This is a genomic window from Streptomyces sp. TAA040, assembly GCF_000424845.1.
The window spans coordinates 55,099-79,457 of record NZ_AUKR01000008.1; the positions used below are offsets into that span (position 1 = coordinate 55,099).

The window sequence follows — 24,359 nt, forward strand, 5'->3', positions numbered from 1 at the left end:
ACGCCCCGGGAGCGTGACGAGCGGTGACGTCCCCCGGGAGCGCTCGGTGGCCGGCGAGGTCCCTCGCCGGCCACCGGTGTGTCCGGGCCCGGGAGGCCACCCGGGCCTCGGCCGTCTTCAGGGCTTTGCGCAGGCGAAACCACTCGCGACGGACGGGCACCGATCGACGCCGCCGAACCAGTGTGACGCGGTCCGGCCCGGGTACCCGCCCCAGACCGTCTACCAGGAGGGAACCATGGATCTCGGATTCCTCAACCCGCTCCTCGACCGGCCCGGACCGTGGGCCTCGGTGTACTTCGGCACGGAGTTCACCACCGAGGACGCCGCCACCGTCCAGGAACTGCACGCCCGGGCGGCCACCGACCGGCTCGCGGAGCAGGGCGCGGACGAGAGCACCTGCCAGGCCCTGTACACCGCGCTGACCGGTCTGGACCGGTCCAGCGGGGCGCCGGGCCGGGCGATGTTCGCCACCGGGGGCGAGGTGGTCCTCGACGTGGAGCTGACCGTTGCCCCGGCCGACGAGGGCTCGCACGCCACCTGGTCCGCGCTCCCGCACATCACTCCCCTGCTCGAACTCGCCGACCCCGGGCCCCCGTGCCTGGTCGCGCACATCGACCGGCGCGGCGCCGACTACGAGTTCCGTCACGCCGCGGCGGTCGACTCGGCCGGACGGACGGACGGCCAGGACTGGCCGCTCCGCCGGACTCCGACCGTCGACTGGTCGGAACGGCACTTCCAGAACGCGGTGGAGGAGACCTGGGAGCGGAACGCCGCTGCCGTGGCCGAGGACCTCCGCGAGCAGCAGAGCCGGACCGGGGCCGACCTGATCGTCCTCAGCGGTGAGCACCGGCAGTGCCTCACCGTGCGGGACCGGCTGCCGCAGTCGTTGCGGGACCTCACCGTCGTCGCGGAGCACGGCACCCGTGACCCCGGCGGCAACGAGGCAGCCGGGCAGCGGCTGCTCGACGAGGAGGTCTCGGCCGCCCGTACCGCCAGGACCCGGGAGAGGGTCGCCCGGCAGATGGAGCAGTTCCGGGCCGGCCGGGTCCCGGACGACGACGGGCGGATCGACTCCGCCGAGGGCGTGCCCGCGCTCGTCGAAGCGGCCCAGGAGCACCGGATAGCGACGCTGCTCGTCCGTCCCGACGGCGCCGACCGGTACCGCGAGGTGTGGGTCGGCGACAAGCCCGAGCAGGTGGCCCTGCGCCGGACCGACGCACGCGAGCTGGGCGAGAGCGGCCCGCGCTCCGCACGCGCCGACGACGCGCTGCTGCGGGCGGTGGCCGCGACCGGCGGCCGGGCCCTGTTCGTCGAGCCGCTCGACGCCGAGCCCGAGCAGCCGCCGGGCCTGCCGGTCGGCGGACTGGGTGCCCTGCTCCGCTGGCCGTACGGAGCCGACGCGGAGGAGCTGAACTCCGCGGATGTCGGGCAGTGACCGTGGCGGTCGCGCCGGGCGACGGGCCGCAGGTCCGTCGCCCGGCGCGCGACCGCGGAGGGTCGGGGCGCACTGGACCGGTGGTCCGGTGCGCCAGGCGTGACGGCGTGCCGCCCGGGTAGCAGAGCGGGATGACGAGCACGTTGAGCAGCCTGGACAACGCCGTGTTCCACACGGTCGCCCGCCGGCATCTGCCGACCGCGGACCGGGTACTGCCGGCGCTGAGCCGCAGCGCCAACCACGGAATCCTCTGGCTCGCGGCAGGGGCGGCCATCGCCGCCTGGTCCCACAGCAGGAGCCCGCGGGGCCGCCGGGCCGCCCTGCGGGGCACCGCCTCGCTGGCGCTGGCGTCCGCCACCACGAACACGGTGGCCAAGTGGTCGGTGCGGCGCTCCCGCCCGCTGCTGGACGCCGTGCCGGTGATACGGCAGCTCAAGCGGCAGCCCACCAGCACCTCGTTCCCCTCCGGCCACGCGGCCTCGGCCGCGGCCTTCGTGACCGGCGTGGCGATGGAGTCACGGGGCTTCGGTGCCGCGCTGGCGCCGCTGGCCGCCGGGGTCGCCTTCTCCCGGGTGTACACCGGGGTGCACTACCCCAGTGACGTGCTGGCGGGTGCGGCGCTGGGCGTCGGCGCCGCGTACGGGGTGCGCCGGCTGTTCCCCGTCCGCAGGCTGGCGGCGCCCCGCGCCAGGGCCGCGGTGGACGTGCCGCGGCTGAACGGCGGCAAAGGGCTGGTCGTGGTGGCCAACACCGGCTCCGGGACCGCGGCCGCGACCGCGAACCTCGCGGAGGCCGCTCTCCCGGGCGCGGAGATGGTCCGCTTCGACCGCGCGGACGGCGGCAACCTCATCGACGAGCTGGAGAGCGCCGCCCGCCGGGCGACCGAACTGCGCGGGGCCCTCGGGGTCTGCGGCGGGGACGGCACGGTGAACGCGGCGGCCCGGATCGCGTCCCGGCACCGGATTCCGCTCGCGGTCCTGCCGGGCGGCACCCTGAACCACTTCGCGCTCGACCTGGGCGTCGAGACGGTGGACGACACCGCCGGAGCGCTCCGGCGCGGCGAGGCGGTGAGGGTCGATCTGGCCAGGTTCGGCACCGACGGGATGTTCCTCAACACCTTCGCGCTGGGCGCCTATCCGGAGCTGGTCCGGATACGGGAGCACTGGGCGCCGCGGATCGGCGGCTGGCCGGCGGGGGTACTGGCCGCCTGGCGGGTGCTGCGGGACTACCGTCCGATCACCGTCGGAGTGGGCGGTGAGCGGCACCAGGTATGGCTGCTGTTCGCCGGGAACTGCCGCTACGACGGGCTCGGGCCGGCCCCGCAGCGCCGCACCGACCTCTCCGACGGGCTGCTGGACGTCCGGGTGGTGCGCGCCGGGAGCTGGGCGCGGACCCGGCTGCTCGCCGCTGCGGCGGCCGGAACCCTGGAGCACTCCCCGGTGCACGCCGGATCGCGGCTGCGCCGGCTGCGGGTCGACTGGGTGCAGCCCGGGACCCAGCTCGCCTACGACGGCGAGATCGGCGGCGCGCCGGAGTCGCTGCTGATCGAGAAGGACCCGGAGGCACTCACCGTCTACTGCCCGCTGACCGGCGCCTGACCGGTGCGGTCACCTGGGGGTGCCTTCGCGCGGGCGGTCCGCACGGGAGCACCACTGCTCACATACCGAGTGGAGGGCGTCGAGTTCACTCGCGGCGAGATCCACGCGAGGGACTTCCCCGACGACAGCTTCGGCGTGGTCCACGCCCACCAGGTGCTCCAGCACGTCGCCGACCCCGTCGGCGCGCTGCGGGAGTTGCGGCGGGTGTGCCGACCCGGCGGCGTGGTCGCGGTGCGCGACGCGGACTACGCCGCCATGACCTGGTACCCGCGCCTCCCCGGCCTGGACGCGTGGCGGGCGCTGTACCGGCGGGTGGCCGCCGCGCACGGGGGTGAACCGGACGCGGGCCGGCGGCTGCTGAGCTGGGCGCAGGCCGCCGGAATGACCGACGTACGCTCCTCGGCGAGCGTCTGGTGCTTCGCGGAGGAGCGCGACCGGGCCTGGTGGAGCGGGCTGTGGGCGGACCGCACCGTGGCCTCGGACTACGCGGAGCGCGCGGTTGCGGGCGGACACACCGACCGCGCCGAACTCGACCGCATCGCGGCAGCGTGGCGGGACTGGGGCGCGCGGCCGGACGCCTGGTTCGCGGTCCTGCACGGGGAGATCCGCTGCCGGGCCTGACAGCGCGAGTGATCCCCAACTAGCCTCGTGCCCATGGAGATTCTTGGTACTTCGCTGCGTGTGTGCGTCACCGACCTGGACGCGGCCATCCCGGTGTACGAGCGTCTGACCGGAGCGGAGGCCATGCGCTTCAGCAGCGGTCCGGTGTCCGCCGCCGCCGTCGGGCCGTTCATCCTGATGACCGGCCCGGCCGGACACCTGGAAGTGCTTCGGAAGATCACGGCCACCCTCGCCGTCCGGGACGTCGAGGCTGCCGTGGCGGAACTCACGGCAGTGGGTGCCGAGGTGATCACCGGGCCGCAGCCCACCCCGGTGGGACGCAGCGTCGTCGCCCGGCACCCGGACGGCGCGATCTTCGAGTACGTCGACCGCCCCGGCGCCGGATAGGCCGGGCGGTCCGGCGACCGGCGGCCCGGGGCGACGGGCGTGGTGCGGCCCGCCGCCCCGGGCGGCCCCGGTCGGGGCGACGGGGGCGCTCAGGTCACGTCGAGGACGAGCTTGCCCCGGGTGCGCCCCTCCTGCCCGAGCCGCCACGCCTCGGCGGCCTGGGCCAGCGGCAGCGCGCGGTCGACGTTGACGGTCAGCCGGCCCGCGTCCGCGAGGTCGGCCAGCGTGACGAGGTCGGCCGGGTCGGGGCGGACGAAGAGGTAGTGCCCGCCCTTGGCCACCGCTTCGTGGTCGACGACCGAGACCACCCGGTCCCGCTCGACCAGCACCTCCCGCGAGGTCTCGACCGCGCCGCCGCCGACGAAGTCCAGCGCCGCGCCGACGCCGCCCGGCGCGATCTCCCGGACGCGGTCGGCCAGGCCCTCGCCGTAGGCGACCGGCTCGGCGCCGAGCCCGCGCAGGAACGCGTGGTTGCGCGCGCTGGCGGTGCCGATCACCCGGGCGCCGCGGGCCACCGCGATCTGCACGGCCATCGATCCGACCCCGCCGGACGCGGCGTGGACGAGCACGGTGTCCCCGGACCCCACCGCGAGCCGGTCGAGGCACTGGAGCGCCGTCAGGCCCGCCAGCGGCAGTCCGGCGGCCTGGTGCCAGTCGAGGGCGGCGGGCTTGCGCGCCAGCGCCCGCACCGGCGCCGGCACCAGTTCGGCGTACGTGCCGTGCTGTACCTCGTCGCGCCGCACGTAGCCGATCACCTCGTCGCCGGCGGCGAACTCGCCGACGTCCGCACCGACCCGCTCCACGACGCCCGCGACGTCCCAGCCGGGGACGAGCGGGAAGTGGGCGTACAGCATCGGATCGAGGTACCCGGCGGCCACCTTCCAGTCCACCGGGTTCACCCCGGCGGCCCTGACCGAGACCAGCACGGTGTCCGGGCCGACCTTGGGTTCGGGGAGCTCCGTCAGCTCAAGGGACTCGGGGTCTCCGTAGCTCTGCATCGTCATCGCTCTCATGGCCTTACCCCACCAGACTCCGCCGCCTCCTGGCCAACCGACACAGCCGGTCGGCGGCACCTTCGCAGACCCGTCCGCCGGGCGCCGGCGTCCCCCGTCCCGTGCGGCGGCCCGGCACTCGCACGGGACCGCCGGCGCGGCTGCCGACCGGCCCACGACCCCGGGCTGGTGGCCTCGGCTGCGCAGTTGCTGACCGGGCTGCCCACCGGGGCGGACCGGTGGGTACTCCTGCACGGTGACGCCGGTCCCGGCAACATCCTGGCCACGGCACGCCCCGGCCGGCCATCGATCCGAAGCCGACGGTCGGCGACCCGGCCTACGACCCGTGGCCCCTGGCCCAGCAGTTCCCCGGGCTGACACCGCTCGCGGAGCGGTCCCCCCCGGGTCGCCGACCGCACCGGCTCAGCGCACCCCGGATGCTGTCCCGTGCCGCGGCCCGCTCGATGGAGCAGGCGCTCTGGGCCGACTCGCGGGGGCGGCCCGCGGTCGCCGCGGCGGCGATGGCCCTGGCCCGTACCACCGCCGCCCTCGCCGACCACTGACGCGCGGTCAGCGGTGCAGGGACAGGTGGGGGATGTCCTCTCGGGAGAGACCGAACACCTGTGCGTAGAGGGAGAGTTCGGCCTCGATGGCGCGGACGATGGTCGCGGCGCCGCGGAAGCCGTGCCCCTCGCCCGGAAAGGTGAGGTAGGCGTGCGGCACCCGCCCGTCCAGCGCGGCGAGCAGGGCCTCGCACTGGGCAGGCGGGCAGATGACGTCGTCGAGGCCCTGGAGCAGCAGGAACGGCCGATCCAGTCGGGCCACCCGGTGCACCGGCGAACGCTCCCGGTACCGGGCCGCGTTGCTGCCGAGCGGGCCGATGAGGGACTCGGGGTAGCGGGACTCGAAGTCGTGCGTCTCCCCCGTCGCCCAGGCCAGCGCGTCCAACACGGGATAGCTGATCGACGCGCAGGCGTAGAGGCCCGCGGCCGGAGCGGACGTCAGGGACGCCGCCGCCGTCCAGCCGCCCGCGCTGCCGCCGCTGATCGCCAGCCGGTCGGGGTCGGCGGCCCCCTCGTCGACCAGCGCGCGGGCGACGGCCGCGCAGTCCGCCACGTCCACCACGCCCCACTGCTCGCGGAGCCGCTCGCGGTAGGCGCGGCCATGACCGGTGGAGCCTCCGTAGTCGACGTCCACGACCCCGATGCCGCGGGACGTGAAGTACGCCGCCTCCAGATCGAGCACCGGCGACCAGCGGCCCGTCGGCCCGCCGTGCGCCCGGACGATCCAGGGCGGCCGGGCGTCGGCGGGCGCGGTCCGGTACGGATGGTGCGGAGGGCGGAGGTGGGCTGGGATCTCGCCGCCGTCCGGCGCGGGGAAGGTGCGGGACAGCGGTTCGGGGTAGTACGCCGGGTCGACCGGGTCCTGGTGCCCCTCGGCGAGCACCCGGCTGTGGCCGGTGCAGGTGTCGAGCTCCACCAGTTCGTACCCGCTGCGGGGACCGGCGGCCACGCCGACGACCCGGGTGCCGTCCGCAGCGAGCGCGGCGGACCACTCGGTCCAGGGGCCGGGAGCGTCGACCAGCTCGCCGGTCTCCGGGTCGAGGATGCCGAGCACCTTGGCGCCGCGTCCGTGCAGCACCGCCACCGGTCCGGTCTCCAGGGGAACGAACCAGCGCTGTCCGAGCTTCCACAGCGCGTCGCCGAACTCCTCCGCCCGGGGGCACAGGTTCACCGGGTCGCCATCCTCCGGATCGACCCGGTGCAGGTTCCACCAGCCGGTGCGGTCGGTCACGGCGAGCAGCGAGCCGTCAGCCGCCCAGTCCACCTGGGCGACGGACTCACGGGGACCGCCGAGGACCGTACGGGGTGCGGACACCTCGCCGTTCGGGGCGACGTCGGCGAGCTTGAGCTCCGTACCGTCCCAGGGCATCCGGGGGTGGTCCCAGGCCAGCCACGCCACCCGGCGGCCGTCCGGCGAGAGGCGCGGGCCGGTGACGAAGTCGTGCTCCGCGGGGACCAGTTCGCGCACCGCGCCGCGGGTTTCGGCGGCCGAGCCGTCCAGGGGCACGGCGACGGGGACGCGTCGGACGTCGGTGGGGGAGTCCCCGGTGAACTCCTCCAGCACGCACCAGGCCTCGCCGCGCTCCGGCAGCACCACCGGGTCGGCCCAGCGCAGCCCGCCGCCGACCGCGGAGAGCGGGGTCAGCGGACGCGGCCAGCAGGCGTCGGAGGCGGGGTCCACGTCGGGTTCGAAGGCGTACAGCCGCTGGTCGGTCCGCTCGACGAAGACCAGCAGCGGCCCCGCGCCCGGCCGGGCCGCCCCGGCCCAGGGCAGGCCGCCGTACTCCATGACCCGGCTGCGCACGTCCCAGGGCGCCGGCAGCGGGGACCGGGGCTCGCGATCACCCGGCCGCAGCCGCAGGAGGGCGCGCCGACCGCCCTCGGCCGGCCGCGGCGAGGTCCACCAGGTCTCGCCGCCCACCGAGCCGGTGCTCTCCGGGCGGCCGTCGTGCGCGGCCACCGTCGCCGCGTCGATCGGGGACGGCCAGCTCCCGTACGGGGCTTGTTCGACGGCCATGCGGTCGCGGCCTCCTAGAGGGTGGACAGGGCGCGGTCGAGGACCCGGACGCCGAAGTGCAGGGCGTCCACCGGTACCCGCTCGTCGACCCCGTGGAACATCGCCTGGTAGTCGAAGCCTTCGGGCAGCCGGAGCGGGGAGTAGCCGTATCCGGTGATGCCCAGCCGGGAGAACTGCTTCGCGTCGGTGCCGCCCGACATGCAGTAGGGCACCACGTGGGCCTCGGGGTCGAAGTGCTCCAGCGCCTCGCGCAGCACGGCGTAGGTCGGCACGTCCACCGGGGCCTCCAGCGGGCGTTCCCGGTGGTCGAACTCCCAGCCGACCTCGGAACCGGTGAGCTCGTCCATCGTGCGGGCGAACTCCTCCTGCGCGCCGGGGAGCATCCGGCCGTCGACCCGGGCGGAGGCGCTGCCCGGGATGACGTTCACCTTGTAGCCGGCTTCCAGCATCGTCGGGTTGGCGCTGTTGCGCAGCGTGTTCTCCACCAGGGCCGCGGCGCCGCCGAGCCGGGCGAGCAGCGCTTCCACGTCGAAGTCGGGGTCGTCGAACCGCGGCTCCTCCAGGCCCTGTACGGCGGCGAGTTCGGTGAGCGCGGCGCGGACGGTGGGAATGAGCCGCACCGGCCAGCGGTGCTCGCCGATCCGGTGGACGGCTCCCGCCAGCCGGTTGACGGCGTTGGCCCGGTTGACCTTGGAGCCGTGCCCGGCCCGGCCGCGGGCGGCCAGCCGCAGCCAGGCGGTGCCGCGCTCGCCGGCCGCGAGCGGGTACAGGCGCTTGCCGTCGCCGGTGTGGAAGGTGAAGGCGCCGGACTCGCTGAGTCCCTCGGTGCAGCCTTCGAACAGTTCGGCGTGGTGGTCGGCGAGGAAGCCGGAACCGTAGTCGGCGCTGTCCTCCTCGTCGGCGGTGAAGGCCAGCACGATGTCCCGACGCGGCCGGGTGCCGGTGCGGGCCCAGGACCGGACCAGTGCCAGCACCATCGCGTCCATGTTCTTCATGTCCACCGCGCCGCGGCCCCACACGACCCCGTCCCGGATCTCGCCGGAGAACGGGTGCACGGTCCACTCTGCCGGGTCGGCGGGGACGACGTCCAGGTGGCCGTGGACCAGCAGCGCGTCAGCGGACGGGTCGCTGCCGGCGAGCCGGGCGACGACGTTGGTACGGCCGGGTGCCTTCTCCAGGAGGCGCGGCTCCAGGCCTGCCCCGGCGAGCCGCTCGGCGACGTACTCCGCGGCACGGCGCTCCTCGCCGTCACCGCCGCCCCGGTTGGTGGTGTCGATCCTGATCAGGTCACTGGTGAAGGCCACCGCCTCGTCCAGCGCCGCGGCGTCGACAGAACTGCTCCGGTCAGCCATAACTCTCCTCCACCGCTGCCCCGACGACGGTGGTGACCGCCTTGAAGCAGCGGATGCCCTCGTACATGTCGGGGGAACGGTACGCGACACGCCGTTCACCGGTCCTGCTGACCCCGGGAACCACCGTCGCGGCCCCCGCGAGGTGCTCGGCGTCGAACTCCAGCTCCACCTCGTGCGCGCGCACCGCAGGCTCCCGGCGCCCGGCGAGGCGCACCGCGTCCTCGGCGGCGGCCCGGATCCCGGCCGCAGTGCGGGCCGGGGCGCGGCACACCGCGGCGTACCGGGAGACGTAGTCCTTGACGGCGTAAGCGCGGGCCTGCGGCGCGTACTCGGCGGCGTCCAGGCAGGTGCGGTCGTCGCCGGTCACCAGCACCACCGGGACCCCGTACTCGGCCGCCACCACCGCGTTCAGCCGGCCCTCGCTCGCTCGGACGCCGTCCAGCCAGACGCCGGTGAGCGAGTTGGCGAGGTAGGTGTGGGCCAGGACGCCCTCGGTGCCCGCTCCGGTGTGGTAGCCGAGGAAGACCACTCCGTCGACGTCGCCGTGCTGGACGCCCTCGACCATGCTCAGCGCCTTGTGCTTGCCGGTCAGCAGGCTCGCGCGGTCGTCCAGCCGCTCCAGGAGCAGGTTCCGCATCGTCCAGTGCGCCTCGTTGACAAGGACCTCGTCGGCGCCGCCGTTCAGCAACCCGGCGACCGCCGCGTTGACGTCGCCGGTGAACAGCGGCCGGTGGCGCTCCCACTGCGGCGTGCCCGGCAAGACGTCACCGGGCCAGGTGACGCCGGTGGCGCCCTCCATGTCGGCGCTGATGAGCAGCTTCATGCCCACCTACGTTACGCGTCGGCACGCCGGCCCGGGCCGCCCCTCGCGGGGGCGCCCCGGGCCGGCGGCCCGCGTCAGCCGTTCCGCCCAACGACCAGCCAGTTCGACGGCAGCTCGACCCGTGAGCCGTCGGCCGCCGTCTCGGTGGTCGCCAGGGGCAGCAGGCCCTCGTCGAACACGTCCAGGCCGGCTGCGGTGAACAGTTCGGCCAGCGAGGCGTCGGGCATCTCCATCGGCGCTATCCCGTGGCCGAACACCGCCGCCACCCGGGCCGGCGGCCCCTCCGGGCGGGTCATCAGCCCCTTCAGCACGCCCTTGGCCGCCTCGGCGGGCTCCACGACGAAGGCGCGGCCGCGGTCGCCGAGCAGGGCGGCAAGGGTCCGCGCGATCTGCGGGCGGTCCTCGGGGCCGCTCTGGTGCAGGACCCCGCGCACGTAGACATGGGCGTCGCCGAGTTCGTCGTGCAGGCGCCGGGCCGCTTCGGGGTCGGTGGCGTCGCCCTGCCGAAAGTCGACGCGGTCGGCGCCTGGGAGCCGTCCGGCGCGGCTTATCGCCTCCGCGGAGAGGTCCAGGCCGAGAGCCGGCGTGTAGTGCCCGGCCAGGAAGACGGTCTGGGTGCCGTTGCCGCAGCCGAGGTCCACCAGCGGCAGGCCGCCGGTGAAGTGCGGGCGCAGCAGCGGCAGGTGCAGGACCGCGGTGTGCTCGGGAGCGGAATCCCAGAAGACCGCCTCCGGTTCGGCCGGGGCTTCCTTCCAGAAAGTCTCCCAGGGCCGCGCGTGCCTGGCGTGTTCCTCGGACATCCGCATGCCTGCCCCCAGTTCAGCTGTCAGCGGCGGACCGCCGCCCGATCAAGTGTCTGTTCGAACCATACGGTCTTGCCCCGCGCGGTACGGCTCGTGCCCCACCGCTTCGCCAGCCGGCTGACCACCCGCAGGCCGCGGCCCGCGTCCTCGGCCCCGGAGACGTTCAGCAGTTGCGGCATCTCGTGGTCGTCGTCGAAGACCTCGCACAGGAGGGCGTCCGTCCGCACCAGGCGCACCTCGACGGTGCCGGTGTGGGCGTGCTGGAGCGCGTTGGTGACGATCTCGCTGACCAGCAGCTCGGTGGTGGCGGACGCGGAGGAGAGGCCCCAGCGGTCCAGTTGCCCGCGCACCAGCCGCCGGGCCCGGCCCGCCTCCCGCGGGTCGAGCGTCAGGCGCCAGACGGCGACGTCCTCGTCGGCGATGCCGTTCAACCGCGCCATCAGGAGCGCCACGTCGTCCTTGCGGTCGCCGCGGCCGCTGCTGGCGGCGGCGGCCAGCGACCGGATGACGGTGTCGCAGGCGTCGTCCATCGACGCGGCGGGGTGCGCGGCGGACTCGCAGAGCGCGGCGAGGCCGGTGCCGATGTCCTGGCCGCGCACCTCGACCAGTCCGTCGGTGCACATCACGAGCCGGTCGCCGGGCGCCACCGGGACCACGGTCGCCTCGAAGGCGACTCCGCCGACTCCGATCGGCGCGCCGGTGGGGAGTTCCAGCAGTTCGCTGCGGCCGTCCGCGGCACGCACCAGGACGGGCGGGATGTGCCCGGCATTGGACAGGTGGAGCTCCGCCCTGACCGGGTCGTAGACAGCGTAGAGGCAGGTCGCCAGGTAGTTGTCGCCGAGGCGCTGCGCCAGGTCGTCGAGGCTGCGCAGCAGGTGGGCGGGCTGCATGTCGAGTCCGGCCATGGTCTGCACCGCGGTGCGCAACTGGCCCATCATGGCGGCGGAGTTCAGGCCGTGGCCCATCACGTCGCCGACCACCAGCGCCGTCCGCGAGCCGGGGAGCTGGATGGTGTCGAACCAGTCGCCGCCGACCCGGCCGAGGCGGGTGCCGGGGAGGTAGCGGGTCGCGGTGTCGCAGCCCGTCATCCGGGAGGCGATGCGCGGCAGCATGCTGTCCTGGAGGGTGTCGGCGACGTTCTCCTGGAAGGTGTACATCCGGGCGTTGTCGAGCACCAGGCCGGCACGGGCGGCGAGTTCCGCCCCGGTGACGCGATCCATGTCGTTGAACTCGGCGCGCTCGCGGTGCCGCAGGAGGACCATGAATCCCAGTACGACGTTCCGGGCCTTCAGCGGCACCACCAGCATGGACCGGTGATTGATCAGCGGGCTGATGTCCCGCTTGTCGAACTGGGCGGCGATGGCGTTGCCCATCTCCTCGCTGATCCGGGGCACCAGCACCGGATCGCCGGAGGTCATGCACTGGAAGAACGGCGTGTGGACGGGGAAGGGCATCGACTCCCCGACCGGGATGACGTCGTCCCAGCGGCCGGGCTCGTCGTTGTGCTCCACCGCCACCCGGTGCCACATCGTGGTGGCGTCCGGCGGTCCGTCGGGGAAACCCTCGCCCGCGACGACCTGCTCGCGGAGGTAGGTGCCGGCGACGTCGGTGAAACGCGGCACCACGGCCGCGCTCACCTCGTTGATGGTGGTGGCGAGGTCCAGGGAGGTGCCGATGCGGCCGCTGACCTCGTTGAGGAACTCCAGGCGCTCCCGCACCGCGGCGTACTCGAGATCCGACTGCAGTTCGGCCGCGGCGGCGGACGCGGTCCCGGGGTCGGGCGCCGTCGCCACGGCGCTCAGCAGCCTGGCGCGCCGCTCCACCCGGCGCGGCACTCCCCAGTCCGGGGTGACGGGAACCCGCTCGCACTGGCTCACCTCCAGGACGGGGTAGCCCAGTTCGAGCACCTGGGAGACGATCCGCGCGCTCTCCTGCGGGCTCATGCTGGGGAGGATCTCCGGCAGGCGGTCCGCGAGCTCCCCCGCGCCGGGGAAGTCGGTGTGCAGCGCCAGGCCGGGTGCGACGCGCTTGGTCTCCTCCGCGGGCTCCGGGCGGAGCGCCTCGGCTCCGGAGGCCAGCACCAGCAGCCTCCCGGGCCCGGGCCCGACCAGCGGGTAGGCCCACCAGAGCACGTCGAAGCCGGTGCCGCGAGGACCGGACGTCCTGGCCCGGCCCGTGGTCGCGAAGGAGGGAGCCTGCCGGACCCCGGCGTCCCAGCCGCCGTCGCCGAACGCTCCGCCCACAGGCATCACTTCCGGAGCGGGGCTGCCGACGGCCTCCTCGCGGCTCCAGCCGAAGAGCCTGCGCGCGCCGGTGCTCCAGTGCGAGACCGCGCCCCGCTCGTCGACCACCACGACCGCCAGCGGTATCCGTCCCGGCATCGGGGTGTCACGGAACGCGGTGCGGCCACGGGGCTGTTGCTGCTCCATGGAATCCGGCTCTCCTTCCGGGGCGGCCACTACCACAGTACGGGCATGCCTGCGGCTGCGCGGGTGAATGACACAAGAGGTCGCGCAACCGTGCACCCCTCACACCCCTCACACCCCTCGAATCGCCCTGCGAATCACCCTCGGGGAACGGTCCGGACGTTCCGGCCGGACGGGCCGCGTCAGGGGCGCTGCTCGGTCTCCGCCGCGAGGCGGGCGAGGAACTGGTCGTGGATGCGGGCCAGCCCCCTGGGGGCGAAAGTCTTCTCGAAGAAGCCGCCGACACCGCCGGCCCCGTTCCAGACGGTGTTCGCCGTCACGCGCGCCGCCCCCTCCCCCGCTCCCGGGGTGACGGTCCAGGTGGTGACCATGGAGGAGTTGCGGTCCGTCTCGACCAACTGCCCCGCGGTGGGCTCCTCGACATCGAGGAGGCAGTCGCGGATCCGCTTGCTGGTCGCCTGGAGCTTCCAGTGCACGACGGTGCCGGCACCGTCGCCGCCCTCGCACACCTCGTACTCGCTGTACTGCTCGGGCAGCAGCTTCCCGCGGGTGCCGGTGTAGTCCGAGAGCGCCCGGAACACCTCCTCCGGCTGCGCCGCGATCTCCCGCTGGGTGGTGGCCTCGACCTGCGCCATGCGTCCTCCTGAACCGGTCCGCGGCACGTCGCCGCGGTTGCGCCGCCCATTCCATCACCCCGCCCTGCGGGGCGGCGCCACCCGTCCGGCGACGCCGGCCGGGACGTGGGGGAGGAACCGGCTTGACAGTCGAAGTACGAACAGGTGTTCTATTTACTGGACGGCCAACCCGAGGAGGCACCATGCGCTGGGACAACCTGCGCGACAACAGCCCCGCCGCACTGTTCGGCAGCGAGGTCGTCACCCGCACGATCGACACCCCGGAGTTCCGCGGTGTCACCTTCCACGAGGTGCAGGCGCGCTCCCTGGTGAACCGGGTACCGGGCGCCTCCCGGATGCCGTTCGAGTGGACGGTCAACCCCTACCGGGGCTGCACCCACGCCTGCGTCTACTGCTTCGCCCGCCGCACGCACGGCTACCTCGACCTGGACACCGGGACCGGTTTCGACACCCAGATCGTCGTGAAGACCAACGCGCCGGCACTGCTCCGCCGGGAGCTCGCCTCCCGCAGTTGGCGGGGGCAGCACATCGCGATGGGGACCAACGTGGACTGCTACCAGCGGGCCGAGGGACGCTACCGGCTGATGCCGGGCATCCTCACCGCCCTGCGGGACCACGCCAACCCGTTCTCCCTGCTCACCAAGGGCACCCTGGTGCTGCGCGACCTGGAACTGCTCCGCTCGGCCGCGGCGGTCACCGACGTCGGCGTCTCGGTGTCCGTCGGCTTCCTGGACGAGGAGCTGTGGCGCACGGTGGAGCCGGGCACCCCGGCGCCGGAGCGCCGACTGGACGTGGTGCGCACCCTGAGCAACCACGGCATCGACTGCGGGGTGCTGATGGCGCCGGTCATCCCCTTCCTCGGGGACTCCCCCGAGCGGCTGCGCGAGACCGTCCGTGCCGTGGCCGCCGCCGGCGCCACCTCCGTGACGCCACTGGCCCTGCACCTGCGCCCCGGCGCGCGCGAGTGGTTCATGGCCTGGCTGCACCGGCACCACCCCGGTCTCGTCCGGCACTACGAGGGCCTCTACGCGGAAGGGGCCTACGCCCCGACCTGGTACCAGCGGCGGATCACCCGGCAGGTGCACGAGCTGGCGGCCGAATACGGGATCGGCCCCGCCGACCGCGGCACCGCCCGCCGCATCGTCGAGCCGGAGCCGGACCCGGCCCCGGAACCGGACCACACCCAGTTGACGCTGCTCTGACGCGCCACCACGGCGCGGGGGCGCCGGCACCGGGCCGGGAAAGGTGACGCGTACCGAACACGTCGAAAGCGTTGACGACCGCTCCGCACGGGCCTATAAGACTCTGAGAGCGCTCTCAGACCAGGCGGATCGAGCTGTCCCCACCCGCATCGCACCGGCACCGGTGGCGGTGCGCGCTGCCCACTCCCCTACTCGCAGGAGGTGCTCCCCGCATGAGCACAGTTGCCGTTGCGCCACCGACCGGACGTCGCAGACGCCGCACCACCGCAGTCCTGATGGGAACCGTCGCCGTGATCATCGGGCTGGTGGCCTCCGTACTGGCCGCCGCCCCGGCCGGCGGTGCCGTGCCCTCCGCCCCCGACTGGGACCTCCAGTGGAGCGACGACTTCGACGGACCGAACCGCGCCCTCCCGTCCGCGGACAAGTGGCAGATCGACACCGGCCACGGCTACTCCGGCGGCCCCGCCAACTGGGGCACCGGCGAGATCCAGCGCTACACCGACTCCCCCGACAACATCAGCCTCGACGGCAACGGCAACCTGCGGATCACCCCGCTGCGGAGCGGCTCGGGCGAGTGGACCTCCGGCCGCGTCGAGACGAAGCGGGCGGACTTCAAGGCCCCGGCCGACGGGGTGCTGCGCATCGAGAGCCGCCTTCAGATGCCGAACGTCACCGGTGAGGCGGCGACCGGCTACTGGCCGGCGTTCTGGGCCCTCGGCGCCCCCTACCGGGGCAACTACTGGAACTGGCCGGCCATCGGCGAGTTCGACATCATGGAGAACGTCAACGGCGTCAACTCGGTGTGGGCCGTCTTGCACTGCGGGGTCAACCCCGGCGGCCCGTGCAACGAGACCCAGGGCCTGGGCGCCAGCCGCTCGTGCCCGGGCGCCAGTTGCCAGTCGGCGTTCCACACCTACCGCTTCGAGTGGGACCGCAGCTCCAGCCCGAACGAACTGCGCTGGTACGTCGACGACCAGCTCTACCACAGCCTGAGCCAGGACCGGTTCGACGCGACCACCTGGTCGAACATGACCGAGCACGCGGGCTACTTCCTGCTCCTCAACGTCGCCATGGGCGGAGCCTTCCCGGACGGCGTCGCGGGCCACGCCACCCCGGTCGCAGCCACCCGGCCCGGCCACTCGATGCTGGTGGACTACGTCGCCGTGTGGACCCGGGGCGGCGGCCCAAACCCGACGGACCCGACCGACCCGCCCAGCTCCAGCTCCCTGCACCTGCGCGGCGGGGGCACCCTCGGCGACCAGGCGTCAGGGCCCGGAACAGCCTCCCTGGCCTCGGCCGGCGGCGGCAACCACGACGGCACGCCGCACCAGCCGCAGACCTTCACCGCCTCCGGGGTGAGCGGTGACTACGACGGCGGCGCCACCGCGTTCGACCTGTTCGTGGACGCGGGCACCTCGGTGGGCAACGGCCAGCAGGTGCGGATCTCCTACGACCGCACCGGCGACGGCAGCTGGGAGCGCACGGAGACGTACCACTACTTCGCCACCGACCCGGTGAACGGCTACGAGCACTACACCCAGGCCCGGGGCCTGACGTCCTCGACGGGCAGCCACGGGGACATGGACAACGGCCGGGTCAGGGTCGAGGTCTGGAACGCGATCGGCAACGGGTCGAGCACCGTGGGCATCGGCAACCTGTCGGTCGTCACCGTCCCGTTCGACTGACGCACCGGCGGGCGCAGCCGGAGAGCACCACCACCGGCGACAGACCGGACAGCGCACCGGCGCGGTACGCGGCCGACACCACGTGCCGCGCCGGCTCATCCCACGGAAACCGACTGGCGCGGCCCGTGGCCCGCGGTTACCGTCTGCGAGGTGATCATCCGAGAAGCCACCGCGACGGACTGGCCCGCGATCTGGGCGTTCATGCGCGAGATCGTCGCCGCAGGCGAGACCTACACCTACGACCGGGGCACCGGCGAGGAGCAGGCCAGGGGCCTGTGGCTGGTCCCGCCGCCCGGCCGGACGGTGGTCGCGGTGGACGAGGACGGGACGGTGCTCGGCACCGCGAAGACGCACGCCAACCACGGGGGCGGCGGCGCGCACGTGGCGACCGCGAGCTTCATGGTCGCCCCGGCGGCGGCCGGCCGCGGGGTCGGCCGGGCGCTGGGCGAGCACGTCGTCGCGTGGGCACGTACGACGGGCTTCCTCGCGGTGCAGTTCAACGCCGTGGTGGAGACCAACACCCGGGCGGTCGCACTCTGGCGGTCACTGGGCTTCCGGATTCTGACGACGGTCCCCGAAGCCTTCCGGCACCCGACCCGCGGCCTGGTCGGCCTGCACATCATGCACCGCGCCCTCTGACTCCGCCCGGGCCTCCGGCCCACGGGCTCCGGGCGGTACGCCGCCCCCGACGGGCGGCGCGGCCGGCTCCCGCACCAGCAGCACCAGGACGACGGCCACCGCGGGCAGCGCGGCCAGCGCCAGCAGCGCCGGCGTGTACGCGCCGGTGAGGTCCCGCCCGTACGAGACCGCGAGCGGGCCGAAGGCGCTGGCTCCCACGGTGACGGTGTGCGCGCTGCCCCGGATCGCGCCCAGATGCGCGGTGCCGAAGTACCGCGGAAAGGCGGCGGACTCGACGGAACGCAGGATGCCGCCGCTCCCGCCGAGCAGGAAACCGAAGGCGAGCGCCGACCAGCCGGGCTCGACGAACCGCACGCTGAGCACCGCGCCCGCCAGCACCGCCATCGCCCCGCAGAGCACGGCCTTCGGGGGCACCCGGTCCAGGAGGGCGCCGGCGGCGAACCCGCCCAGCAGCGCGGCCCCGGTCTGCGGGAGGAAGTTCGCGGCGGCGGCCACCGGGCTGAGTCCGCGCTCGCCGAGCAGCCCGACCTGGTGGAAGTTGAGTCCGGTGACGAGCATGCTGCTGGCGGCGAGGCACCCGGCGATCGCCCAGAACATGCCGGTGCGCAGCACCTCGCGCGGGGGCGGGCCGGCCGGCTCGTCGGGCAGCGCGCCGTCCGCCGGTGCCGCGGCGCCGTCGACCTGCTGGCCGAGGTCCGCCGGCCGGTTGCGGATGCCGAGCAGGGCCACCGGGATCACCACGGCCCAGACCACGAGTCCCTGGACCGCCCATGCCTCGCGCCAGCCCGTGGTGGAGACCAGCCGTCCGATGAGTACCGGCGCGAACGAGATGCCGGCCGTACCCAGTGCTCCGGTGAGGCCGAGGGCCAGCCCCCGGCGGCGGTCGAACCAGTACGCGACGGTGGTCGTCGCGACGAGGGTGAGCGCGCCCTGCCCGGCCATCCGGATGCCGACGAAACCGGCCGTCAGCCCGACGACGCCGGAGACGGCCGACAGTCCGAGCAGGACGCCGCCGAAGCAGAGGCCGACCAGCGCCATCACCGCACGCGGCCCCCACCGGTCCACCGCGCGTCCCAGGGCCGGCATCGCGCAGGCGCCCAGGAGCGTGCCGGTGAGGTAGGCGGTGGAGATCTGTGTGCGACCGACGTCCAGTTCGGCGATCATCGGATCGATCAGCACCGAGACGCCGGCGGTCTGGCCCGGCGCGGTCAGCGCCATCGCGACGGCGCTCAGTCCGACCATGCGCCACCCGGCGAAGCCGGGCTCCGACGGACCGGCGCCCGGCTGCCGGGACGGTCGGCCCGCGGCGGCCGGGGAGCCGGTGGACGCGTTCAGCGTGACCTCCTGCGGCTGCGCGGTCCGCCGCCGGGCCGTCTCGCCCCGGCGGCGGACCGGAGAGGACGCGTGCCCGGACGGGGTGTCCGGACACGGCGGGTCAGTGTCCCGCGGTGAACTGGCCGGCGAGCTTGTCGTGCATCGCGGCGCTGGGCTTGTTGAGCCCGATGATGGTGGTCTTCTTGCCGCGGGCGGCGTACTTGGTCTCGATGGCGTCGAGCGCGGCGACGGAGGACGCGTCCCAGATGTGGGCATCGGTGAGGTCGATGACGACGTCATCGGGATCGTCGCGGTAGTTGAACTGGTAGACGAGGTCGTTGGAGGAGGCGAAGAACAGTTCGCCGGTGACCGCGTAGACCACCTGGTTGCCGTCCGGGTCGACCACCCCGGACACCTCCGCCAGGTGCGCGACGCGGCGGGCGAAGATCACCATGGCGGTGATGACGCCGGCCACGACCCCGATGGCGAGGTTGTGGGTGGCGACCACCACGCCGACCGTGACGGCCATGACGGTGGTCTCGCCGAGCGGCATCCGCCGAAGGGTGCCGGGGTGGACGGAGTGCCAGTCGAAGGTGGCGAAGGCGACCAGGATCATCACCGCGACGAGCGCGGCCATCGGGATCGCGGACACCACCGGGCCGAACACCACCACGAGGACCATCAGGAACACCCCGGCCAGGAATGTGGACAGCCGGGTGCGGGCCCCGGAGGTCTTCACGTTGATCATGGTCTGGCCGATCATGGCGCAGCCGCCCATGCCGCCGAAGAGGCCGGTGACGATGTTGGCCACACCCTGGCCGATGGACTCGCGGGTCTTGTTGGAGTGGGTGTCGGTGAGGTCGTCGACGAGCTTGGCGGTCATCAGCGACTCCATCAGGCCCACCAGCGCGAAGGCGAAGGCGTACGGCGCGATGACCACCAGGGCGTCCGGGGTCAGCGGCATGTCGGGCAGGCCCGGGACGGGCAGCGACGAGGGCAGCTCGCCCTTGTCGCCCACGGTGGGCACCGCCAGGCCCGCGCCCACCGTGATCAGGGTCAGGATCACGATCGACACCAGCGGAGCCGGCACCACGGTGGTGACCCTCGGGAAGAGCACCATCAGCGCCAGGCCGCCCACCACCAGCGGGTACACGATCCACGGCACGTCACGCAGCTCGGGGACCTGCGCCATGAAGATGAGCACCGCGAGCGCGTTGACGAAACCGACCATGACCGAGCGCGGCACGAACCGCATCAGCTTCGCCACGCCCAGCGCGCCCATCACGATCTGCATCATCCCGCCCAGCACGACCGCGCCGATCAGGTAGCCCAGGCCGTACTCCTGGTTCAGCGGTGCGATCACCAGGGCGATGGCACCGGTGGCGGCGGAGATCATCGCCTTGCGGCCGCCCACGACCGAGATGACCACGGCCATCGTGAAGGAGGCGAACAGGCCCACCGCCGGATCCACCCCGGCGATGATGGAGAACGAGATCGCCTCCGGGATCAGCGCCAGCGCGACCACCAGGCCCGCCAGCACCTCCGTGCGGAACACCTTCGGCGAGGCGAGGAAGTCGGGGCGGGACATACGCGGCCTGTGGACCGCGGGAGCTTCGGCGGACATGCATCCGTTCCTGTTCGGGCGCGCAGCGGGGACTGCACGCATCGTGCGCGACTGACGAGGAGGGCCCGGACGGGTCCGCCGCCGCACGGCGGGCAGCAACCGGGAGCCGGTGGCCCCCGCGGGGCCGGCTGTCGGGCATCATTGCCCGGAAGGTCCGAGGTGCCGCCGAGCCCGCTCGGGGCCTGCGAGGCGGCAGGGCGGGCATCCCGCCCGGAGCGCTACTCTACCCTGACGTGAGAGACGAAAGCGACAAGTGATCTGTGAATCACAGGTGAACAGGCCGCAGCGGCCTGTGATCCGTGACACCGCCCGGTCACCGCTCCCACGCGCCACCGCGCACCGCGCGGGGCGACGACCACCGCGCCGGCGGCCGACGGGCTGCCCGGGGCGCCACCACGAGGACCACGAGGAGAACAGGCGGCGATGACCCTGCGGCAGATGCAGATCGGCGAGGTGGCCGAGCGGACCGGCCTGTCGCTGCGCACCATCCGGCACTACGAGGACGTCGGCCTGATCGTGCCCCACACCCGGAGCAAGGGCGGGTTCCGGCTCTACACCGAGTCGGACGTGGAGCGCTTCATGGTGGTGCGGCGGATGAAGCCGCTCGACTTCACCCTGGAGGAGATGCGCGACCTGCTGGAGATCACCGACCGGCTCGGCTCCGAGGAGCCGCTGCCGGCAGCGGAACGCGACCGGCTGCACGAGCGGCTGGACGCCTACCGCAAGGTGGCCGAGGCCCGGTGCGAGACCCTGCGGGCGCAGCTCCTCGCGGCGGAGGACTTCGCCCAGACGCTGCGCCGCCGGGGGGCACGGGGCTGATCCGGCCCGGCGGGCGCCGTCGGCCCCCCGGCGCCGCCCCGGCGCGCGGGACGGCCGAGAGGCCGACGGGTCGTCACTCGTGGGCGGCGATCAGCGGGTCCAGCCGCAGGTCGGGGAACTCCCGCTCGAAGGACCCGATGTGCCAGCGGTTGGGGAAGAGACCGAGGTGCACCCCGTCCCGGGTCCTGATCATCGACTCGCCGTGCACCAGCCGGGACCGGTTCAGCGCCTCCGCGCCCGCCTTGTCAGTGGCCCGCGCGTGGCTGTACGGCAGCGGCTCCAACCGCACCGCGGCGCCGAACTCGAACTCCATCCGGTGCCGCACCACGTCGAACTGCATCGGCCCGACCGCCGCAAGCACCGGGGCCTGCTCACCGCGCCGGTCCGAGACGAGCACCTGGACGACGCCCTCCTCGTCCAACTGCGCGATGCCGCGCCGGAACTGCTTGGAGCGGCCGATGTCGACCGGGCGCACCGCCGCGAAGTGCTCGGGGGCGAACGTGGGCATCGGCGGGAACACCGCGGCCTTCCCGGCCCAGAGCGTGTCCCCCACCCGCAGCGCCGCCGCGTTGACCAGGCCGACCACGTCCCCGGGGTAGGCCCGCTCCACCGACGAGCGGTCCTGGCCGAAGACGCTGTGCGCGTACTTGGTGGCGAACGGGCGCCCGGTGGCGGCCCGGGTGACGGTCATCCCGCGCTCGAAGACTCCGGAGCACACCCGCATGAAGGCGATCCGGTCCCGGTGCGCCCGGTCCATGTTCGCCTGGACCTTGAAGACCAGGCCGGAGAAGGGGGCGCCGACCGGGCGGTCGCCGCCGCCCTCCAGCGGACGGGCGTGCGGGGACGGCGCGAGGTCCACCACCGCGTCGAGCAGCAGCCGGACGCCGATGTTGCTCAGCGCCGCGCCGAAGAAGACCGGGGTGGTGTAGCCGGCCTCGAAGGTCTCCCGCTCGTGAACGGCGCCCGTCTCCCGCAGCAGGGCGAGCTCCTCGACCGCACGGGTCCAGTCCTCGCCCTCCTCCGACGCCGCCCGGTCGGCGTCGACGGTCGTCTCGGCCGCCTCCTTGGAACCGCCGGGCATTCGGGCGTAGCGGAGCATCCGCTCGGTGTCGCGGACGTCGATCAGCCCGCGCAGGTCGCCGGAGATGCCGACCGGCCAGGTGATCGGGGTCGGTGCGAGGCGGAACTCCCGCTCGATCTCGTCGAGTAGTTCGAGCGCCTCCTGACCGGGCCGGTCCCACTTGTTGATGAAGGTGATGACGGGGATCTCGCGGTGCCGGCAGACGTCGAACAGCTTGCGGGTCTGCTCCTCCAGGCCCTTGGCCGCGTCGATCAGCATGATCGCGCAGTCCACGGCGGCGAGCACCCGGTAGGTGTCCTCCGAGAAGTCGGCGTGCCCGGGGGTGTCCAGGAGGTTCAGCACCTGGCCGCGGTGCTCGAACTGCATCACCGCGGAGGTGACGGAGATGCCGCGCGCCTGCTCCATCTCCATCCAGTCCGAGGCGACACCGCGGCGGCCACCCTTGCCGTGCACGGCGCCCGCCTCCGTGATGGCCTGGGCGTGCAGGGCCAACGCCTCGGTCAGCGTCGACTTGCCCGCGTCCGGGTGGCTGATGACGGCGAAGGTGCGGCGACGGGCGGCCTCCTCGGCCGGCTTGCCGGTCATCGCACCCACCGGCCCGCCGTCGTCACCGCGTCGCGGAGCGCCGCCGGGCGGCCGACCGCACACGCCGGCCCGCCGACCGGGGAGCACCCGGGCCTCACCTCTGGGTCCTGCCACAACCTGCGCAATTCACTTCACCAGTCGTTCGTCGTCGTGCTGGACACCTGCGGCGGCCGCGTGCCGCCGCGGAGCGCCGTCCCCCTCAGCGGCACGACCGCCGCCGAACGAGCGCCGGATCACGACGGTACGCCTCCGCGGACGGCCTCCGGACCACGTGGCCGGACCGCGCCCGGCTCCGGGCGAGGAGGGCCGCGGCACGCTCCCCCGGCGGGGGTGGCGCCGCCGCCGGTCCTGCCGCGGCCTCCGGAGGCCGCGGCAGGACCGGTGCGGGGTCCGTACCGTTCCGGGACGGCAGCGAACTCTACCGCCCCGTGACAGTTGACGGCGAGTCGTGACCGCTCCCGGCCCGCCCGGGCACGGTGACGCGGGGGCGAGCGGTGCGGGGCGGCGGGCGCCCGACACGTGCGGCCCTGGCGGACGACGGGCGACGCAGCGCGGGCAGGGGCGGCGTGGCCGGAAGAGGTCAGTGCGCCGGGTGGCGGGCCCTCAGGGCCGCGGTTCCCTCGGCGCAGGCGGCGCGGAGCGCGGCACGCTCCGCGTCGGGCAGCGCGGCGGCGCCACCACGACGACTGCCGTCCAGATGGGCAGCACCGGCCGCCAGCCACTCCGGGAGGGGTTCGGCGCGGGTGAATGCGGCCAGCCGTGCCAGCTCGCCCTCCGGGTCGTCCAGCAGGTCCTCGTAGGCCAGGGTCGTCCGCAGGTGCTCGGGAATCCGGTCGAGCGCGGCGGCCCCCTCGGTGACGAGGCGGGACCACAGCGCGCCGAAGCGGGCCGGCGGCAGGGGACGCTCCCACAGCAGGGCGGGATCGAAGCGCTCGGCGAGCAGTCCGGCGAGTGCCGGGGGCAGGGCCGCCCGCTGGCCCGGGGTCAGTTCGGCCGGCGAGCCGGCACCGGTGAGGTACTCGATCTCCCGCAGCTGCATGATCATCCGGTATCCCGGATGGCGGCTCATCGACAGCGCGCAGTCGGGGCCGTCCCGGTGGAGATGGACGAAGCGCGCCTCGGGGAAGGTCTCGTGCAGCCGCGGCACCCACCCGAGCGAGTATCCGGACCGTTCGACCACCGCAGGACCACCGAACTGGGCGCCCAGCAGGTCGAACAGGGCCAGGTAGTGCTCCGCCACCGCGCGACGGGGCCAGCCGCTCACCCGCGGCGCCAAGGCGTCGAGGAGTGCGTCGGGCTCGTCGGTCAGGTGCGGGAGCACCATCAGGGACAGCGCGGGGACTCCGCGGAAGCGGAGCGCGGCCGGGTCGTGGCTGCGGGGGTGGAGAAACTCCGGCAGCGGGCTGCCGCTGCGGCTCATCCGGTCGAAGACCTCGTTCGGCTCGGCGAGCAGGCGCCAGAACTCCGCCCCGTCGAGCGGGTCCGGCGGCAGCGGGTCGCGGCCGGGGGAGCCGCCGAGCGAGGCGAGCATCTCATTGAGGCTGAGGACGCCCGGATGTGCCCGCAGCACCCGGGAGAGGGCGCTGGACCCGCTGCGCCCGGTGCCGACCACGAAGGTGACCGTACGCCCGCTCACTCCGTCTCCGTCCGCCGTCGCCCGTGCCGCCCGTCGGCACCGGTCGCTCTCCATGGGACGTCCTCCGGCAGCCTCCGGCAAGGGGGCGTCGCCCGCGCGCCTCCCGCAGTCGGACGGCACCA

Annotated in this window: 19 protein-coding genes and 1 pseudogene; 9 read left to right on the forward strand and 11 right to left on the reverse strand. The window is 74.1% G+C overall.

All coding sequences use genetic code 11. From position 1 onward, the window contains the following. Nucleotides 1-235: 235 nt before the first annotated feature. The 4 genes and pseudogenes from H300_RS25735 to H300_RS0108345 all read left to right on the forward strand — a co-directional run bounded on the left by H300_RS25735 (nt 236) and on the right by H300_RS0108345 (nt 4,041). Nucleotides 236-1,435 carry a baeRF2 domain-containing protein gene (locus tag H300_RS25735; RefSeq protein ID WP_051269784.1) on the forward strand — a complete coding sequence of 400 codons (1,200 nt, stop codon included), beginning with the start codon at nt 236-238 and terminating at the stop codon, nt 1,433-1,435. A 131-nt stretch (nt 1,436-1,566) separates the two neighbouring features. Next, the gene (locus H300_RS0108335; RefSeq protein ID WP_028427064.1) at nt 1,567-3,033 is read left to right on the forward strand and encodes a bifunctional phosphatase PAP2/diacylglycerol kinase family protein; all 1,467 of its coding nucleotides are present in this window, start codon (nt 1,567-1,569) and stop codon (nt 3,031-3,033) included. A gap of 78 nt (nt 3,034-3,111) precedes the next feature. Beyond that, nucleotides 3,112-3,654 (forward strand): annotated as a pseudogene (locus H300_RS25740) (methyltransferase domain-containing protein); the annotation flags it as partial. A gap of 33 nt (nt 3,655-3,687) precedes the next feature. Then, nucleotides 3,688-4,041 carry a VOC family protein gene (locus H300_RS0108345; protein WP_028427065.1) on the forward strand — a complete coding sequence of 118 codons (354 nt, stop codon included), beginning with the start codon at nt 3,688-3,690 and terminating at the stop codon, nt 4,039-4,041. An 89-nt stretch (nt 4,042-4,130) separates the two neighbouring features. On the opposite strand, the gene H300_RS0108350 is transcribed toward H300_RS0108345, so the two are convergent. Continuing rightward, complete coding sequence (locus H300_RS0108350; protein ID WP_028427066.1) at nt 4,131-5,054, reverse strand: NADP-dependent oxidoreductase; 924 nt, start codon at nt 5,052-5,054, stop codon at nt 4,131-4,133. A gap of 416 nt (nt 5,055-5,470) precedes the next feature. Here H300_RS0108350 and H300_RS32280 point away from each other — a divergent pair, with 416 nt between their 5' ends. Further along, a complete protein-coding gene (locus H300_RS32280; protein ID WP_486583659.1) occupies nt 5,471-5,596 on the forward strand; it encodes a hypothetical protein in 126 nt (41 codons plus the stop codon). 7 nt (nt 5,597-5,603) lie between these two features. Here the strand turns inward: H300_RS32280 and H300_RS0108360 are convergent, their stop codons facing one another. The 6 genes from H300_RS0108360 to H300_RS0108385 form a co-directional block, all read right to left on the reverse strand. Then, a complete protein-coding gene (locus H300_RS0108360) occupies nt 5,604-7,613 on the reverse strand; it encodes a prolyl oligopeptidase family serine peptidase (protein WP_028427067.1) in 2,010 nt (669 codons plus the stop codon). A 14-nt stretch (nt 7,614-7,627) separates the two neighbouring features. Next, on the reverse strand, nt 7,628-8,965 hold the full coding sequence (locus H300_RS0108365) for a M20/M25/M40 family metallo-hydrolase (protein ID WP_028427068.1): 1,338 nt from the start codon (nt 8,963-8,965) through the stop codon (nt 7,628-7,630). Further along, nucleotides 8,958-9,788, reverse strand: a complete 831-nt coding sequence (locus H300_RS0108370; protein ID WP_028427069.1) for a M55 family metallopeptidase — start codon at nt 9,786-9,788, stop codon at nt 8,958-8,960. The genes H300_RS0108365 and H300_RS0108370 overlap by 8 nt, the downstream gene beginning before the upstream one ends. A 74-nt stretch (nt 9,789-9,862) precedes the next feature. Then, nucleotides 9,863-10,588 (reverse strand): class I SAM-dependent methyltransferase, encoded by a 726-nt coding sequence (locus H300_RS0108375; RefSeq protein WP_037979616.1) that lies wholly within the window; start codon nt 10,586-10,588, stop codon nt 9,863-9,865. A 26-nt stretch (nt 10,589-10,614) separates the two neighbouring features. Beyond that, nucleotides 10,615-13,020 carry a SpoIIE family protein phosphatase gene (locus H300_RS0108380; RefSeq protein ID WP_028427071.1) on the reverse strand — a complete coding sequence of 802 codons (2,406 nt, stop codon included), beginning with the start codon at nt 13,018-13,020 and terminating at the stop codon, nt 10,615-10,617. A 179-nt stretch (nt 13,021-13,199) separates the two neighbouring features. After that, on the reverse strand, nt 13,200-13,652 hold the full coding sequence (locus H300_RS0108385; protein ID WP_028427072.1) for an SRPBCC family protein: 453 nt from the start codon (nt 13,650-13,652) through the stop codon (nt 13,200-13,202). A 182-nt stretch (nt 13,653-13,834) separates the two neighbouring features. Here H300_RS0108385 and H300_RS0108390 point away from each other — a divergent pair, with 182 nt between their 5' ends. The 3 genes from H300_RS0108390 to H300_RS0108400 all read left to right on the forward strand — a co-directional run bounded on the left by H300_RS0108390 (nt 13,835) and on the right by H300_RS0108400 (nt 17,178). Next, nucleotides 13,835-14,854: an Rv2578c family radical SAM protein gene (locus H300_RS0108390; protein ID WP_028427073.1), complete on the forward strand. Its 1,020-nt coding sequence runs from the start codon at nt 13,835-13,837 to the stop codon at nt 14,852-14,854. A 275-nt stretch (nt 14,855-15,129) separates the two neighbouring features. Continuing rightward, nucleotides 15,130-16,539 carry a glycoside hydrolase family 16 protein gene (locus tag H300_RS0108395; RefSeq protein WP_486583671.1) on the forward strand — a complete coding sequence of 470 codons (1,410 nt, stop codon included), beginning with the start codon at nt 15,130-15,132 and terminating at the stop codon, nt 16,537-16,539. 150 nt (nt 16,540-16,689) lie between these two features. Continuing rightward, nucleotides 16,690-17,178 carry a GNAT family N-acetyltransferase gene (locus H300_RS0108400; protein WP_028427075.1) on the forward strand — a complete coding sequence of 163 codons (489 nt, stop codon included), beginning with the start codon at nt 16,690-16,692 and terminating at the stop codon, nt 17,176-17,178. Here H300_RS0108400 and H300_RS25745 read toward each other — a convergent pair. Both H300_RS25745 and H300_RS0108410 read right to left on the reverse strand, forming a co-directional pair. Then, nucleotides 17,083-18,420, reverse strand: a complete 1,338-nt coding sequence (locus H300_RS25745) for an MFS transporter (RefSeq protein ID WP_078515815.1) — start codon at nt 18,418-18,420, stop codon at nt 17,083-17,085. The genes H300_RS0108400 and H300_RS25745 overlap by 96 nt on opposite strands. Nucleotides 18,421-18,613: 193 nt before the next feature. Then, a complete protein-coding gene (locus H300_RS0108410) occupies nt 18,614-20,116 on the reverse strand; it encodes a SulP family inorganic anion transporter (RefSeq protein WP_028427076.1) in 1,503 nt (500 codons plus the stop codon). Between the two features lie 423 nt (nt 20,117-20,539). Here H300_RS0108410 and H300_RS0108415 point away from each other — a divergent pair, with 423 nt between their 5' ends. After that, the gene (locus H300_RS0108415) at nt 20,540-20,935 is read left to right on the forward strand and encodes a MerR family transcriptional regulator (protein ID WP_028427077.1); all 396 of its coding nucleotides are present in this window, start codon (nt 20,540-20,542) and stop codon (nt 20,933-20,935) included. Between the two features lie 73 nt (nt 20,936-21,008). Here the strand turns inward: H300_RS0108415 and H300_RS0108420 are convergent, their stop codons facing one another. Beyond that, entirely contained in the window at nt 21,009-22,601 is a 1,593-nt protein-coding gene (locus tag H300_RS0108420) for a peptide chain release factor 3 (RefSeq protein WP_028427078.1), read from the reverse strand. 580 nt (nt 22,602-23,181) lie between these two features. Then, nucleotides 23,182-24,237: a sulfotransferase family protein gene (locus H300_RS25750; RefSeq protein ID WP_037979621.1), complete on the reverse strand. Its 1,056-nt coding sequence runs from the start codon at nt 24,235-24,237 to the stop codon at nt 23,182-23,184. Nucleotides 24,238-24,359: the final 122 nt, after the last annotated feature.

Coding starts and splice junctions, on each gene's coding strand:
- H300_RS0108365 (WP_028427068.1), bottom strand. CDS start 8,965: ATGGCTGACCGGAGCAGTTCTGTCGACGCCGCGGCGCTGGACGAGGCG.
- H300_RS0108420 (WP_028427078.1), bottom strand. CDS start 22,601: ATGACCGGCAAGCCGGCCGAGGAGGCCGCCCGTCGCCGCACCTTCGCC.
- H300_RS0108345 (WP_028427065.1), top strand. CDS start 3,688: ATGGAGATTCTTGGTACTTCGCTGCGTGTGTGCGTCACCGACCTGGAC.
- H300_RS25735 (WP_051269784.1), top strand. CDS start 236: ATGGATCTCGGATTCCTCAACCCGCTCCTCGACCGGCCCGGACCGTGG.
- H300_RS0108395 (WP_486583671.1), top strand. CDS start 15,130: ATGGGAACCGTCGCCGTGATCATCGGGCTGGTGGCCTCCGTACTGGCC.
- H300_RS25745 (WP_078515815.1), bottom strand. CDS start 18,420: ATGGTCGGACTGAGCGCCGTCGCGATGGCGCTGACCGCGCCGGGCCAG.
- H300_RS0108350 (WP_028427066.1), bottom strand. CDS start 5,054: ATGAGAGCGATGACGATGCAGAGCTACGGAGACCCCGAGTCCCTTGAG.
- H300_RS0108385 (WP_028427072.1), bottom strand. CDS start 13,652: ATGGCGCAGGTCGAGGCCACCACCCAGCGGGAGATCGCGGCGCAGCCG.
- H300_RS0108390 (WP_028427073.1), top strand. CDS start 13,835: ATGCGCTGGGACAACCTGCGCGACAACAGCCCCGCCGCACTGTTCGGC.
- H300_RS0108370 (WP_028427069.1), bottom strand. CDS start 9,788: ATGAAGCTGCTCATCAGCGCCGACATGGAGGGCGCCACCGGCGTCACC.
- H300_RS0108415 (WP_028427077.1), top strand. CDS start 20,540: ATGACCCTGCGGCAGATGCAGATCGGCGAGGTGGCCGAGCGGACCGGC.
- H300_RS0108410 (WP_028427076.1), bottom strand. CDS start 20,116: ATGTCCGCCGAAGCTCCCGCGGTCCACAGGCCGCGTATGTCCCGCCCC.
- H300_RS32280 (WP_486583659.1), top strand. CDS start 5,471: ATGCTGTCCCGTGCCGCGGCCCGCTCGATGGAGCAGGCGCTCTGGGCC.
- H300_RS0108360 (WP_028427067.1), bottom strand. CDS start 7,613: ATGGCCGTCGAACAAGCCCCGTACGGGAGCTGGCCGTCCCCGATCGAC.
- H300_RS0108335 (WP_028427064.1), top strand. CDS start 1,567: ATGACGAGCACGTTGAGCAGCCTGGACAACGCCGTGTTCCACACGGTC.
- H300_RS0108380 (WP_028427071.1), bottom strand. CDS start 13,020: ATGGAGCAGCAACAGCCCCGTGGCCGCACCGCGTTCCGTGACACCCCG.
- H300_RS0108375 (WP_037979616.1), bottom strand. CDS start 10,588: ATGTCCGAGGAACACGCCAGGCACGCGCGGCCCTGGGAGACTTTCTGG.